We start from the raw sequence: 14953 nt of genomic DNA, 5'->3' as shown, positions 1-14953 counted from the left end.
GGAGTTTTATTATGGATTTAGCGACATTTCTCGCTACCTTGACAAACAATCCGTCTGAGATTGATTTTGAAGATACGATGGCGGTGATTGATGCGAACTATCAGTTCACTCCTACTGCATTTCACAACGGAGAGTTGCATAACAATGCCGGAGAAAATAATGGATCATGCAAGATTCTGTTTTTTGGCATTTTGCATGAATTGGGCGAATCACAGACATTAGCCTGTTTTGGACGTTATTACCGCAGCGATGTTTTGCTCAACCCTAAAGGTGATGACCATCAGAATATCCGTAACTTTCTGCGTTATGGCTGGGATCGTGTGAGCTTCAATGGTGAAGCATTAATGCCTATGCATTAAAGTTTGTTTAAATAAAAATCCCGAACGCAGACTGCCTGCGTTCGGGATCATTGAGTTTTACTAAAGTAGTACCCGCTCAATACCACCGGCTTTCACATTATCAATAAACTGTGTGTGCCATTTCTCACCCAGTACATGTTTGGCGACTTCCACCACGATGTAATCGGTTTCTATGCCGGTATCCTCGTTATAACGTGACAGACCTTGCTGGCATGCCGGACATGAGGTCAGCATTTTCACATTGCCTTTTACGGCTTTATCCTCGCCAGTCAGCTCCTGAATCCCCTTTGTGATCTCTTCTTCCTTACGGAAGCGGACCTGTGTGGCAATATCCGGACGTGCAACCGCAAATGAACCCGCTTCGCCACAGCAACGATCATTCAGCGTCACATCCTGCCCCAGCAGGCTGGCCGCCACGGAAGTCGGTTTGTAAGTTTTCATCGGTGTATGGCAGGGATCGTGATACATATATTGAACGCCATCGACACCTTGCATCTTCACGCCTTTTTCCATCAGATACTCATGAATATCCAATAATCGGCAGCCGGGGAAAATGGCTTCAAACTCATATTTAAGCAGCTGATCCATACAGGTACCGCAAGACACGATAACGGTCTTGATATCCATATAGTTCAGCGTATTGGCAACGCGATGGAAAAGTACCCGGTTACTGGTGGAAATCGCCGTCGCTTTATCATCATCACCGGTAGAGGCCTGCGGATAACCACAACATAAATAGCCTGGCGGCAATACCGTTTCAGTCCCCACTTCATAAAGCATCGCCAGAGTCGCCAGCCCTACCTGACTGAACAGACGCTCTGAACCACACCCCGGGAAATAAAACACTGCATCGGAATCTTCCGTGACTTTAGTCGGATCACGCAGTATCGGCACCATTTTGTCATCTTCCAGACCCAACATACCGCGTGTGGTTCGCGTTGGCAGATTGCCCGGCATTGGTTTTTTAACAAAATGCACAACCTGTTCACGCAATGGTGTTTTACCGGTAGTAGGCAATGGTGGCTTTTTCTTTTTGTTCGCCAGAAGTCCCAGATACTTAGCCGCCGAATGTGCCAGACGCTGGGCTTTGAACCCCAATTGAATCATGGTTTTATGCATGATTTTCACGGTCAGTGGATCAGTCGCATTCAGATACGCCATCGAAGACCAGGTGCCCAGATTCACATGGCGTTTACCCTGTTTTTTCAACACGGCACGCAGCTTCATTGACACATCACCAAAGTCAATATTGACCGGACACGGATTCAGACAGCGGTGACAAACCGTGCAGTGATCAGCGACATCATTCATTTCCTCAAAATGACGTACTGAAATGCCACGACGGGTTTGTTCCTCATAGAGAAACGCTTCCATAATCAAACCGGTGCCCAGGATTTTGTCACGTGGTGAATAATATAAATTGGCACGAGGTACATGAGTAGTACATTCCGGTTTACATTTACCGCAACGCAAACAATCCTTGATATCGTTGTTTATCTCACCCAAGTCACTGGCTTCAAGGATCAAAGCTTCCTGCTGCAATAATCGCAACGAAGGCGTGTAGGCATTTTCCAACCCGGACCCCGCCAGCAATTTTCCGGCATTAAAGCGTCCCAGTGGATCCACTTTTTGCTTGTAACCGGCAAACGCATCAATGGTCGCTTTATCCAGATACTGCATCTTGGTCAGACCAATACCATGCTCACCCGAGATAACACCGCCCAGATCGCCAGCCAGCTTCATGACTTCATCAACTATCAATTCTGCTTCATGCATCATTTGATAGTCATTTGAGTTCACTGGGATATTGGTATGCACATTACCGTCACCGGCATGCATGTGCGTAGCGACAAACAGGCGGCTTGAGCGCAGTTCTTTATGAATATCATCCAGCTTGTTACGCAGAGCTTCCAGAGATTGCCCCTGGAACAACTCTTTCAGGGGTTTTTCGACTTCCTTACGATAAGAAATACGCAGGTCACGGCGTTGCAGTACATTAAATAATGTATCGGTATCCGCCAGTAAATTCAGAACCTCATCGGATAACAGTTCCTTATGATTCAGTGCGACAGAGTCAAGGTTATCCAAAACTTCCTGCCAGCGGGTTTGCACCACCCGTAAATGGCTGCAGGCGGTATCAATCTTTGATTGCAGGATGGCATCATTTTCCGCGCTGTCATCCAGTTTCTTAACGGTTTGTTTGAGCTCTTTCGGTTCACTGCTTAAAAACTGCAGCACCGTATCCACCATTCGTAATTTATTCTGGGTAGAGTGAATAATATTGATACGTTCAATACCATCGTTGTACTCCGACAGGCGCTCAAGCGGAATAACCACGTCTTCATTGATTTTGAAAGCATTGGTATGTTTGGCAATCGCGGCCGTACGAGCACGATCAGCCCAGAAACGGGCTCTTGCTTCAGGACTTACAGCAACAAAGCCCTCCCCTTCACGGGCATTGGATAACCGAACAACCTCAGAACTGGCTTCAGCGACGGCATTTTCATCATCACCAACGATATCGATCAGCAAAACCATTTTCGGTAATTCTGAACGAGGTGCTTTTGTACTGTAATCAACAGCTTTTACATAACGCTCATCGAGATGTTCCATGCCTGCCAACAACACTTTTTTGTTGCTATCGAGGAAATTTTTGGTTTCCACAATTGCCGGCACGGCTTTGGTCAGATCATTACCAAAAAATTCCAGACACACCGTACGAATAAATTGCGGCATACGATGTAAAACAAACACAGCAGAGGTAATCAGACCATCACAGCCTTCTTTCTGAATACCGGGTAAACCGCCCAGAAACTTGTTGGTTACATCTTTACCCAAGCCCAGTTTACGTAATTGCTGTGCCGGAATCGCAATGTCTTCAGGCGCTTCCAGCAAGGTCTTACCATCGGCCTGATAACGGCTGATACGGAAAGTGGCCATCTCAATATCGTGGATTTTTCCCATATTATGATTAAGACGCTCAACTTCCATCCAGGTGGCATCGGGTGTCACCATCCTCCATGAAACCAGATTATCCAGTGCCGTTCCCCACATAACCGCTTTTTTACCACCGGCATTCATCGCCACATTACCGCCAATGGTCGAGGCATCCTGTGATGTTGGATCTACCGCAAAGACCAAACCATTTTTGCCGGCCAGGTCCGATAAACGACGCGTCACAACACCGGCTTCAGCCCGAACGGTAGCGACTTCATCATCACGACCGGGGAGCTTGCGATAAACAACGCCCCCCAGACCTTCCAGCTTTTCGGTATTAATGACTACGCTGTCAGCCGTCAATGGAATTGCACCACCGGTGTAGCCGGTGCCACCACCACGAGGAATGACGGTTAATCCTAACTCGATACTGGCGGCAATAATGGCAGCCATTTCTTCTTCATTATCGGGTTTGATCACGGCCAGCGGGTACTCAACACGCCAGTCAGTAGCATCAGTCACATGCGACACACGCGACAAACCATCAAAACAGATATTATGTTTTTTAGTCACACGGCTAAGACGACGCATCACCACTTTACGGCGATCAGCAGTCGCCAGCAGTTCTCGCTCAAACTTTTCTACCGCTTTACGAGCTGCCTGTTCCAATTGCAGTGCCAGTTGATTCTTATTTTCGGTAGCGCGCTCGCGGATCTGATCCAGACGATGATGCAACGCATGACGGAGGGAGTCCCAACGCTTGCGGTTTTCGATCAAATCATCCTGAATATAAGGGTTGCGCGAAATAACCCACATATCACCCAATACTTCGAACAACATCTTGGCACTGCGACCCGTTTTGCGTTGCTCACGTAACTGTTGCAGAATTTCCCACATCGGTTCACCAAGATACCGAATAACGATTTCACGATCTGAGAAAGAAGTGTAGTTGTAAGGGATTTCTCTTATACGAGTTGACATAATGGGTCAGCGAATCCTAGTTTGAGAAGTGGCAGTCAATCGCTAATTTTAACACGAAGCCGGGTAATATAAGACCTATTAATAATGAGCCTTTTTATCGATCAGGCTGTTCACGGAAAAAAATATGGAAATTATACAAATCATTGCCCTCGCCCTGTTACAGGGGCTGACTGAATTTCTGCCCATTTCAAGCTCTGCTCATTTAATCCTGTTGCCCATTATTGCCGGCTGGGAAGATCAGGGGCTGGCTTTTGATGTAGCGGTCCATGTTGGCACTCTGGCGGCGGTTATCTTTTACTTTCGCGCTACTATCAGACAGCTTATTACTGATTGGTTTGGTTCACTGCAACAAAGACAGACTGTTGGTGAAAGTAAATTAGCCTGGGCCGTGATTATTGGCACCATTCCCGTTGGTCTTGCCGGATTGTTTCTCGGTGACTTTATCGAGCTGTTTTTGCGCAGTCCACTGGTTATTGCCAGCACCACGATTTTATTTGGACTGCTATTAGGCTGGGCTGACTGGAAAGGTCGACGCAGCCGTAATGAACAGCAAATGGGCTGGAAAGACATTTTCATTATCGGAATCGTTCAGGCTTTGGCATTAATTCCGGGGACATCACGTTCCGGCATTACCATGACAGCTGCATTAATGTTAGGATTAACCCGTCAGGCAGCTGCCAGATTCTCTTTTTTACTATCTATACCGGTTATTTTTCTGGCCGGCGGACTCGAAACGTTAAAGCTGATTAAAGCCGACCAGGCTACCGACTGGTTTGCGTTGACCGCAGGTGCCGTTTTCTCTGCCATCAGCGCGTATATATGTATCTATTTGTTTCTGAAGTTACTGGAACGTATCGGTATGTGGCCTTTTGTCCTATACCGTTTGTTACTGGGCGGCATCTTACTGTTTGTATTTAGTTAATTGCAGTTGACATACTTAGTGTGAATCCGTAACATTCTCCCTCTTTATTTGACCGCATGCGTATATTTTCAGGAGCACCCCGCGGAATGAAAACCTTAAGTGCAAAACCAGCAGAAGTTCGTCGCGACTGGTTCGTAATTGATGCCGATGGCAAAACTCTGGGCCGTATGGCAACAGAAATCGCTCGCCGTCTGCGCGGCAAACACAAAGCTATCTATACACCTCACGTTGATACCGGCGATTACATTGTTGTTGTGAACGCTGAAAAACTGCGTGTTTCCGGCAACAAAATGAAAGATAAAATTTACTATCATCACACGGGTCACATCGGTGGTATTAAATCTATTTCGCTGGAAAAACAACTGGACAAAGCACCTGAGCGTGTCATCCAGACAGCAGTGAAAGGCATGTTGCCTAAAAACCCTCTGGGCCGTGCTATGTTCAGCAAGTTGAAAGTTTATGCTGGTACTGAACACCCGCACGCAGCTCAACAACCTAAAATGCTCGAAATTTAATCGGATATCGTCATGGCAGATTCTTACTACGCTACAGGCCGCCGCAAAAGCTCAACCGCTCGTGTATTCATGAAGCCAGGCAGCGGCAACATTACCATCAACACTCGCAGCCTTGAAGATTACTTCGGTCGTGAAACATCTCGTATGGTTGTTCGCCAGCCACTTGAACTGGTTGAAATGCTTGATAAAGTTGACCTCAACATCACTGTTCGTGGTGGTGGTAACAACGGCCAAGCCGGTGCAATCCGTCATGGCATCAGCCGCGCATTGGTTGAATACAACAGCGAACTGAAAACTGATTTACGTAGCGCAGGCTTCATCACTCGTGATGCCCGGGCTGTTGAACGTAAGAAAATCGGTCTGCATAAAGCACGTAAGAAACCACAGTTCTCAAAACGTTAATTCAACGTTTATGGAACAAAAAAACCACCTTCGGGTGGTTTTTTTTTGCTTTAAACTTCTCAAAGTGCATGAATCATGCTATCTAATAAACTGATTTTGGTAAGTTTAAAAAGGACAATAACAGATGAAAAAACAGGGCATTTTCGGACTCATCGGCATGCTGGCCTGCTTTAACGTCCAGGCACAATCACCAGAAATCGCCATATCTGCAGGGAGCTTTGAAGTTTTTGAAGACAGTTCGCTGGAACTAGGTGTTGAATATCGTTTTGCTGCCCAGGAATCCTTCTTTAACATTATCCCGGCCATCGGCATCAACGCCAATACCGATGGCGGATACTGGGCGCATGCCGGAGGCCGATATGATATTAACCTTGGAGAGAGATGGATTTTAACCCCGCAACTTGCTGTGGTCGGATACGAAGATGGTGATGGGCAGGATCTGGGAAGCGGTTTTTTATTTCGTTCGGGTATCGAAATCGGTTACCGGGTAGCCCCTGGCTCACGTGTGGCATTAACGCTTTACCATATGTCTAATGCTAACCTCGCCAAAAATAATCCCGGCTCCGAATCATTCATGCTGAGTTACAGTTTTTCGCCGTTTAATCGCTAGGGCTTGTTTATCTTGCATATCCACCTCCGCTGGAATCTTAAAGGTGAATATGCAGGATTAATCCTTTCCGGGCTTTTTATATAGCAAGCCCTTGCCTTCAGGCTGAGTTTTAAAACGCCGGTGCACCCAGAAGTATTGCGCCGCCGATTTTTTTATTTCCGATTCAATCCAGTCATTTACTCTTTGCGCATCAGCCAGTTCATCGCCTACTGGATAGTTTTCCCATGCAGGACCAATATCAATTGAGTAATTCCCATTCGCCATACGTCTCGGAACATATGGCACTATCGCTGCTCCGCTCATTTTGGCAAGTCGAGCTGTCGCTGGAATTGTCGCCGCATTGATGCCGAAAAATTTTGCAAAGACACTGGTTCTGCGACCAAAATCCTGATCCGGCGCATACCAGACAACCTTATTCTTTTTTAATGCCCGCAACATGCCTCGCATGTCCGCCTGCAATATTGTTCCCTCACTATGGCGTTGACGCTGCTGCAGCATAACCGCATTAAATAAAGGACTTTTTAACTCCCGGAACATGACATAACAAGGCTGTTTCAACATAATCAGCCGACCGCCTAGCTCCATACTGGTAAAGTGTCCTGTCAGTAACAGCACACCTTTACCTTTTGCCAATGCATTTTGGATATGTTCTAGTCCGTGGTATTCGACACGTTTTTCGAGACTTTTGTCACTGGCCCACCAACTGATAGCTGTTTCAATCGGCATCATCCCCATTGTTAGCATATTTTCACTAAGCAATTCCTTGCGCTCCAGAGAGTTCATGTCGGGGAAGCATAGTTCAATATTCCGCTTAGCAACACGCTCACGATCTTTCATAAACAATCGCATCAATCTTCCCAAAGTCTGGCCAGCAAACAATTGCCAGGTTTTGGGCAAATAAATGGAGAGTCGCATCAGGAACAAACCAATCCAATTTAGCCAGAAACGCGGGTGCAGGAATTTTTTACTGAGAATATTCATTTGTTCAATAACAATACAAAACAGCGTCTATGCTATCATCCCAACTCAATTTAAGCTTAAAAAAACTGCCCGTTGTGAGTCCAATTTGAAAGTCTTTTACACAATATTATTTTATCTGGCTTTACCACTCGTCCTGATCAGATTGATCTGGCGAGGGTTCAATGCACCGGATTACTTCAAGCGTTGGAACGAACGTTTTGGCAGTATTCCCAAACGCATTTCTGAACAAAACCTGATCTGGGTTCATGCTGTATCAGTGGGCGAAGCAGAGGCCTGCAGACCCTTAATTAGTGGTTTACAGCAACGATATCCTGAGCATCAGATTTTAATCACCACCATGACCCCAACCGGCAGTGCACGGGTGAAAAGCCTGTTTGCCGACAGCGTTCTACATGTTTACTTGCCTTACGATCTGCCTTTTGCCATTAAACGTTTCTTAAAGGCTATGCGGCCCCAATTTGGGATTATTATGGAAACGGAATTATGGCCTAACCTGATTCTGATCTGTGCTGAACAATCCATTCCCGTCGTGATTGCCAATGCGAGACTATCCGCCCGCAGTGCCCATGGCTATCAAAAGGTCAGTAAGCTGACACGGCAAATGCTGCAAAGCTTGCCATTAATTGCCACTCAGACTCACAGTGATCGCGAAAGATTTCTTCAGCTCGGTGCATACAAAGAAAAAGTCCACGCTGTGGGAAACCTCAAATATGAAATTACCTTACCCGCCAGCTCTGTGGAACGAGCAGAAGCGATTCGTTCATTGTGGGGAAACCGTCCGGTGTTTATTGCTGCCAGTACCCATGAAGGGGAAGAAGAACAAATCATAGATGCTGCTCGCAAAATTCGCGGACAGTTTCGTGATTTATTGTTAGTTATTGTACCGCGCCATCCTGAACGTTTTGATCGCGTAGCCGCTTTATGCCGACGTGCAGGGTTAAACACACTTCGTAGAAGTGAAAATAAGCCCTGTGGCAGTCAGATCCAGGCATTGGTTGTCGATACCATGGGTGAACTATCTATTTTTTATGGAACTGCAGATGTCGCATTTATTGGTGGCAGTCTTGTTGCTCATGGTGGCCACAATTTACTGGAACCTGCAGCGCTTTCCAGACCCGTTATCACTGGACCGCATTATTTTAACTTTCTTGAAGTTACCAAGCAGTTTCTCGAACACCATGCGGCGATTGAAGTTAAAAATCCTGAGCAATTAGCTGATACGGTGATTGATTTATTGAAAGCCCCCCAACGTCGCGCTGAAATGGGGGATGCAGGCAGACAATTAATTGAACAGAGCAAGGGAGCCAGCCAACGTTTGCTCAACCTTATCGATATTTATATCCGTCATGGTCAACGATGAATACTGGATGCGCCAGGCATTGAAACTGGCGCAACAAGCCGAACAATATGGAGAGGTTCCTGTCGGCGCAGTCATTGTATTAAACAATGAACTTATTGGATCGGGTTGGAATCAACCTATCAGCCAACAGGATCCTTCAGCTCATGCCGAAATTATTGCCTTACGTGCTGCCTGTTTGCAGCAACAGAATTATCGACTGCCGAATTCTACAATGTACATCACATTGGAGCCTTGCATCATGTGTGCAGGTGCCATTGTGCATGCCAGAATTGAACGGGTGGTTTACGCGGCCACTGAACCGAAAACCGGCGCGGCCGGTAGCTGCTTTGATATTTTTAATACCAGCCAGCTGAATCATCGGGTTAAGTGTGAACAAGGCGTGCTGGCTGAGGAAAGCAGTCAAATGCTAAGAGATTTCTTCCGCTCTAAGCGATGAACATCACACTTCCCCAGTTTTCAATTGTAAGTTTCGGGGAATTTGTTGGGCAAAGCGATACTTATGTAGGATAATTTTATGCCCTACTGTCAGAGTGAAGTTTTGAAAAAGCCAATTTTTCTCATTTTCATGCTCTGCATATTGAGCGCTTGCAATGCCCCCAGCAATCAACTTGAACAGATTCTGGAGCGTGGCGAACTCCGTGTCGTCAGCCGCTACGGCTTGACCAGTTATTACAATAACGGGGGACAACTGGCCGGCTTTGAGTACGATCTGGCAAAAGCGTTTGCTGATTATCTCGATGTTGAGCTCAAAGTCACTGTCCCCGATAACCTCAGTAAGACGCTTGATATGATTGAAAATGGTCAGGCAGATATTGCGGCGGCAGGGTTAACCATCACCCGAGCAAGACAGAACAGATTGCGGTTCGGCCCTATTTATCATGAAGTGACGCAACAGCTTATTTACCGTCATGGCAGTCAAAAACCTCGCGATATAACTGAAATCAGCAGCGGTCAGTTAGAAATAGTTGCCAATAGCAGTCACGCCGAACAACTCACTGTGTTGCAGCAGGAAATCCCTTTATTGTCCTGGACCGAAAATCAGACAATCGATACCAGCGGTTTACTGGAACTGGTCCAGCTTGAGTTGATTGACTACACCATAGTTGATTCCAACGAGATGGCCGCCAGTCATAGTCTTTATCCTGAGTTACGGGTCGCATTTGATGTATCCGATCCGCAACCATTAGCCTGGGGTATGCGACGCAGTGATGATATGAGTTTACAACTCGCTGTAAATGCTTTTTTTGATCAAATCGAAACTTCCGGCTATCTGGATCAATTAATTGAAACCTATTTCGGTCATATTCGACGTTTTGATTATGTGGATTCGCGTGCCATTCACCGCCGGATTCAGACACATTTGCCACAATATGAATCTATGTTTAGAGCAGCGGCATTGGCTTATGATTATGATTGGCGGTTACTGGCTGCAATTGCCTATCAGGAATCACACTGGAATCCACAAGCTGTTTCCAGCACCGGTGTACGTGGCTTGATGATGCTGACACAGGCTACTGCAAAAGAAATGGGGGTCAGTGACCGGGAGGATCCTGAACAAAGTATCTTTGCTGGTACCGCCTATCTGACCATTATGAAAAACCGTTTGCCTGAACGTATTGCTGAACCGGATCGGACCTGGCTTGCACTGGCCGCCTACAATATCGGGCTTGGTCATCTGGAAGATGCCAGAGTTCTCACTGAAAAAAATGGCGGTAATCCGGATCGCTGGTCAGACGTACGGGAAAATTTGCCATTACTGGCAAAACAGCAATGGTTCAGCCAGACCCGTTATGGTTATGCCCGTGGTGGTGAACCGGTTCGTTACGTAGGCAATATTCGTCGTTACTACGATATTATGTTGCACCATGATGAAGTAAATCGTAATTCGACCACACCGCCAGCTGAACTGAATCAGACGCTACCAGCAGCCTTATAAAAGTAAAAAAAAGGCCGGTTAACTTCGTTAACCGGCCTCGGACAATGGTTAAGTTAGCATTATTTTTCAGCTTCAACTTTTTCAATCAAATGCTCAGCCACATTAAGCATTTCAGTCATCCCACCTGCCAGGGGTGCGTCAGTAAAATAACGTCCATCGACGATAAGAACTGGAACGCCCTGAACGCCAGATGTCTGGCTGATAATTAATGCTTTTTTTACGTTGGTTTTGACTGTAAACGAATTCATCGTTTCAACGAACTTCTCACGATCAATGCCCTGCTCTTCGACAAAGTCGAGCAAACGATCTTCGGTATCGAGACGACGCTTATCAATATGAATGGCATTAAATAATGCTTTATGCAGTTTTTCGGAATCACCGGTAACTTGTGCAGCATAAAACACTCTTGCCAGCTGTAACCAGCTATCACGGAAAATAGCCGGTACCTGAGTAAATTTCACATTTTCAGGCAGGGTTTCTTTCCACTGCATAATTTGTGAATCCAAAGTAAAGCAATGTGGGCAGGAGTACGAGAACAACTCGATAACTTCAATCTGTTCATTTGAAGTATTTTTCGCCATACGCTCAGTGGTTGGCTTGTAGTGATCGCCCTCTTTGTAGCTTGCTGAATCCGCTGACACAGTAAATGGCATTAACAATGCCGCCGTAGTCAGTAACAAAGCACGAATAGATCTCGTCATTTCAATATCCTTAAATTTTATATTTACAAACTGCCGTATGAGTGAAGTCCGGACAAAAACATATTGACACCCAGAAAGGCAAATAAGGTCACGAACAGTCCAACAATTGCCCACCAGGCCATCGGTACACCATTCCAGCCTTTTGTCATACGCATATGCAACCAGGCAGCATAATTCAGCCAGACAATCAATGCCCAGGTCTCTTTTGGATCCCAGGACCAGTAGCCACCCCAGGCTTCAGCAGCCCACAAGGCACCAAGAATGGTTGCCACTGTAAAAAAGGCAAAGCCAAGGGCGATGCTTTTGTACATTAAATCGTCCATCATCATCAGTGGCGGCATGGCTTTTACCACACCGCTGTCAGGATTCTTTGCAGCACGCCAACTGACCAGTAAATAGGCGATACCGATCATGGCTGCCATAGCAAACGCACCGTAACCGATAAAGTTTGCCGGCACATGAATTTTCATCCAATAGCTCTGCAGTGCAGGAACCAATGGCTGAATTTCATGCGCATTACGTTCAAATGCATACCAGAGCTGGAAGATAACGGCAGCGGAAATCACCAATAAAACAAAGCCACCTAAGCTGCGCACCTGATAGCGACGTTCATAAAACAGGTAAAGCAGTGCTGTAACGACGGCAAACAGAATGAATACTTCATAGAGATTGCTAACCGGGATATAACCGATATCAGCACCCATCATATGGGTTTCACGCCAGCGCACCATCAGTCCTGTCATACCAAATGTAGTTGCAATCCAGGTGAAAGCGCTCCCCACTTTTTCAGTATAAGCAGAACGGAAAATCAAGCCACCAAAATAGGTAAAGGTTGCAGCAATAAAAAACACACTCATCCACATAATCGCCGACTGACTGGCCAACATATATTTAAGCAGACCATTGGTTTCAGCAGCGCCAAGCTCAGATCCGTACAACTGCAAAGCCATTAAGCTTAAGACTGCTACAGCAATGGAGTGTCCGCGAAACCCGGGCCACTGATTTCCCACCAATGCCATACTGACTGCAGTAAAAATCAGAATAGAGACTTCGTAAACATCCAGTACTTCATGATAAATCGTCAAAATACCAATGGTTGCCAGCAACAAAAGGCTATACCACCACCATGTATGTGCGGCTGGTTTGGTCATTATTTCAGTATTTGTTGTCATTGGTTTCTCATACTCTCTATAACGCTTTCACTAAGAACCCGGCAATTGCCGGGAGTTCCCCGTTTTAGCTGGTAATGCGGTTTGTTGCTCATTGAAAAATGTATCAAATTCACGTGCATTGCGATTACTTGATCCTGCCAGAATGATGTCAGTCTTCTCAGGCCCTTGCTCAATCCATGCCCACAGGCGTCGTTGCGGAAGATAAAATAGTAAAAACACACCGATAACCAATAGGGCACAACCGAAATACACCACATTTTTACCCGGTGCCTTCGCAATTTGCAGTCCGGTAGATTGTATATGTTCAAAATCAGTCAATTGTAAAAATACCGGTGAGCCATAACGTGACAGTGTGCCGATCGAATCAACCGTATCCTGTAAAAAGAGTAACTGGTCGTTAGTCACCGTTTGTGGATCAATGCCGTCCATGCTGAAATAAATACGTGCCAGCATTTCCCGTAACATGCCTAAATAGGCTGGTGCTAAATTGTCACGCTCTGCATCGGGAAGATTGTTATCAATAAAGTCTCTTACTTCATCAAAGCCGCCACGGACAAACATTTTGATCAGTGTTTCCAGAGTCTGTTGCAAACTGCCTTCCAGTGCTTCATCACGCTCCGGTAGCATGGCAAGTGCTTCTTTCATCATTGAGTTTGCAATACCGGAAACCAGCGCCTCATCACGCAGCAAGGCCGAATATTCAAGAAAACGTGTCAGGCTGCCATCTTCATCAACAGGTAAATAGAGATAAGCAAAAGATTCAGCCGGGGTATTGCGTACACCACTTAAAAAATATTCACGGCCATCACGCTCCACCGGAAACATGTAGTTTTCATATTCTCTGGCTTCGCCGGTCTCAGTACGCAATTTGAATGTGAAGTTTGGGCCAAAATCACGTACGTTGCGCGTATCTTCTTTAGTAGGATCAGGATTGATATTAAAGGGACGGAAATCAATCATTTCCAACTGCATGCTTTCTTCACCCCAGAGCATTTGTCGATTTTCAAATACTTTGGTCTGGATAGACACAGGTTCGGTTCCGGCTCGACTGTCTAATGGCCAGGCATCCAGACTCAATAAAGAACCGCCATCACTGAAACTGGCCTGATAAATAGCATGTCCACGATAGATCAACGGATGATTTACCGCGATTGTTGCCTCCATCGGCGCATCCAGCTCATCATCGTGAATAACTAAATCAGATTCAAATGATTTCGGCTGACCGTTGGGATAATGTTCAATTCGGAAATCTTTAACTTCAATACGAAACGGCAAAGCTTGCAGTAAATACCCGTCACGGACCGGCAAAAAAACCACTTCTGAGGCCTTACCTTCCGGAATACTGACAGATCCTCTGAATCCCTGATTTCCCTCTCCCAGCCGACTCTCCGCAGGAATATCACGAATCGAAAGATCACGTGTCTCAATTTTGATATCGCCACGCCATTCTGCAAGTTTGAGCGGCATGTTGCTGTCAAACAGGCCGCCAACACAAATCACCACAATGGCAATATGGGTGAATAAATAACCAAGGCGATTCATCCCACCCCGCATCGCCGAAATTAAGATCGCATCGTCTTGCTTGACGGTTTGCCGGCTGCGAAAGCCGAGATTTTTGAATTCCTTTTGCAGGCTATTGGCAACGGTTTGCAGATTGTCGTTTGATTGCCACTGAGCACTGTGGTGCATGGCTTTTAATGATTTTTTCTGCACATTGGTGCGCAATTGCCACATTTCTTTGGTCATGGCAGGGAAATGGCGGATAACGCAGACTGATGTAGAAATAACCAATAACGCAAGGATTGTTATAAACCACATAGCGCTGTATACATCATAAAGCCCAAGTTGCTCAAACACATCAAACCAGAATGGTCCGAATTTTATGACGTAATCAGCATAGGGTTGATTTTGCTGCAGTACTGTACCGATAACAGAGGCGACTGCTAACGTCAGTAATAAGGTGATAGCAAGCTCCATCGAACCGATAAACAGAAATAACCGGCGTGTAAAACTCAGGCTTGATGGACCTTTTTTAGTGGACTCAGACATGATATAGCTCAAACATGAGCCGATTTAT

Annotated in this window: 13 protein-coding genes; 8 read left to right on the top strand and 5 right to left on the bottom strand. The window is 45.9% G+C overall.

The genetic code is table 11. From position 1 onward, the window contains the following. Positions 1-11: 11 nt before the first annotated feature. Positions 12-359 carry a HopJ type III effector protein gene (locus B2337_RS02085; RefSeq protein WP_292414519.1) on the top strand — a complete coding sequence of 116 codons (348 nt, stop codon included), beginning with the start codon at positions 12-14 and terminating at the stop codon, positions 357-359. Between the two features lie 60 nt (positions 360-419). Here the strand turns inward: B2337_RS02085 and B2337_RS02080 are convergent, their stop codons facing one another. After that, a complete protein-coding gene (locus B2337_RS02080; RefSeq protein ID WP_292362020.1) occupies positions 420-4277 on the bottom strand; it encodes a DUF3683 domain-containing protein in 3858 nt (1285 codons plus the stop codon). A gap of 124 nt (positions 4278-4401) precedes the next feature. Here B2337_RS02080 and B2337_RS02075 point away from each other — a divergent pair, with 124 nt between their 5' ends. From B2337_RS02075 to B2337_RS02060, 4 genes are all read left to right on the top strand, one after another. Further along, positions 4402-5199: an undecaprenyl-diphosphate phosphatase gene (locus tag B2337_RS02075; RefSeq protein ID WP_292414520.1), complete on the top strand. Its 798-nt coding sequence runs from the start codon at positions 4402-4404 to the stop codon at positions 5197-5199. Between the two features lie 86 nt (positions 5200-5285). After that, positions 5286-5714: a 50S ribosomal protein L13 gene (gene rplM / locus B2337_RS02070; protein WP_014705973.1), complete on the top strand. Its 429-nt coding sequence runs from the start codon at positions 5286-5288 to the stop codon at positions 5712-5714. Between the two features lie 12 nt (positions 5715-5726). After that, complete coding sequence (rpsI, locus tag B2337_RS02065; RefSeq protein WP_292362018.1) at positions 5727-6116, top strand: 30S ribosomal protein S9; 390 nt, start codon at positions 5727-5729, stop codon at positions 6114-6116. A gap of 124 nt (positions 6117-6240) precedes the next feature. Further along, entirely contained in the window at positions 6241-6726 is a 486-nt protein-coding gene (locus B2337_RS02060) for an acyloxyacyl hydrolase (RefSeq protein WP_292414521.1), read from the top strand. A 57-nt stretch (positions 6727-6783) separates the two neighbouring features. Here the strand turns inward: B2337_RS02060 and lpxL are convergent, their stop codons facing one another. Further along, on the bottom strand, positions 6784-7707 hold the full coding sequence (lpxL, locus tag B2337_RS02055) for an LpxL/LpxP family Kdo(2)-lipid IV(A) lauroyl/palmitoleoyl acyltransferase (RefSeq protein ID WP_292414522.1): 924 nt from the start codon (positions 7705-7707) through the stop codon (positions 6784-6786). A gap of 142 nt (positions 7708-7849) precedes the next feature. Between lpxL and waaA the strand changes: the two genes are divergently transcribed. From waaA to mltF, 3 genes are all read left to right on the top strand, one after another. Then, complete coding sequence (waaA, locus tag B2337_RS02050; protein ID WP_292414523.1) at positions 7850-9067, top strand: lipid IV(A) 3-deoxy-D-manno-octulosonic acid transferase; 1218 nt, start codon at positions 7850-7852, stop codon at positions 9065-9067. Then, positions 9054-9503, top strand: a complete 450-nt coding sequence (gene tadA, locus B2337_RS02045) for a tRNA adenosine(34) deaminase TadA (protein ID WP_292362014.1) — start codon at positions 9054-9056, stop codon at positions 9501-9503. Before waaA ends, tadA begins: the two co-directional genes overlap by 14 nt. A gap of 78 nt (positions 9504-9581) precedes the next feature. Beyond that, entirely contained in the window at positions 9582-11003 is a 1422-nt protein-coding gene (gene mltF, locus B2337_RS02040; protein WP_292362013.1) for a membrane-bound lytic murein transglycosylase MltF, read from the top strand. A 59-nt stretch (positions 11004-11062) separates the two neighbouring features. Here mltF and B2337_RS02035 read toward each other — a convergent pair whose 3' ends face one another. From B2337_RS02035 to B2337_RS02025, 3 genes are read right to left on the bottom strand one after another with little or no spacing between them, the layout of a single operon-like run. Further along, complete coding sequence (locus tag B2337_RS02035; RefSeq protein WP_292362012.1) at positions 11063-11704, bottom strand: thiol:disulfide interchange protein DsbA/DsbL; 642 nt, start codon at positions 11702-11704, stop codon at positions 11063-11065. A gap of 23 nt (positions 11705-11727) precedes the next feature. Further along, complete coding sequence (gene ccsB / locus B2337_RS02030; protein WP_292362011.1) at positions 11728-12876, bottom strand: c-type cytochrome biogenesis protein CcsB; 1149 nt, start codon at positions 12874-12876, stop codon at positions 11728-11730. A gap of 30 nt (positions 12877-12906) precedes the next feature. After that, positions 12907-14925 (bottom strand): cytochrome c biogenesis protein ResB, encoded by a 2019-nt coding sequence (locus B2337_RS02025; protein ID WP_292414524.1) that lies wholly within the window; start codon positions 14923-14925, stop codon positions 12907-12909. Positions 14926-14953: the final 28 nt, after the last annotated feature.

Source organism: Methylophaga sp. UBA3192 (assembly GCA_002363955.1).
Taxonomy (GTDB): domain Bacteria; phylum Pseudomonadota; class Gammaproteobacteria; order Nitrosococcales; family Methylophagaceae; genus Methylophaga.
The sequence above is the reverse complement of the archived record's forward strand: the minus strand, read 5'-3'. Positions and strand labels throughout refer to the sequence as shown.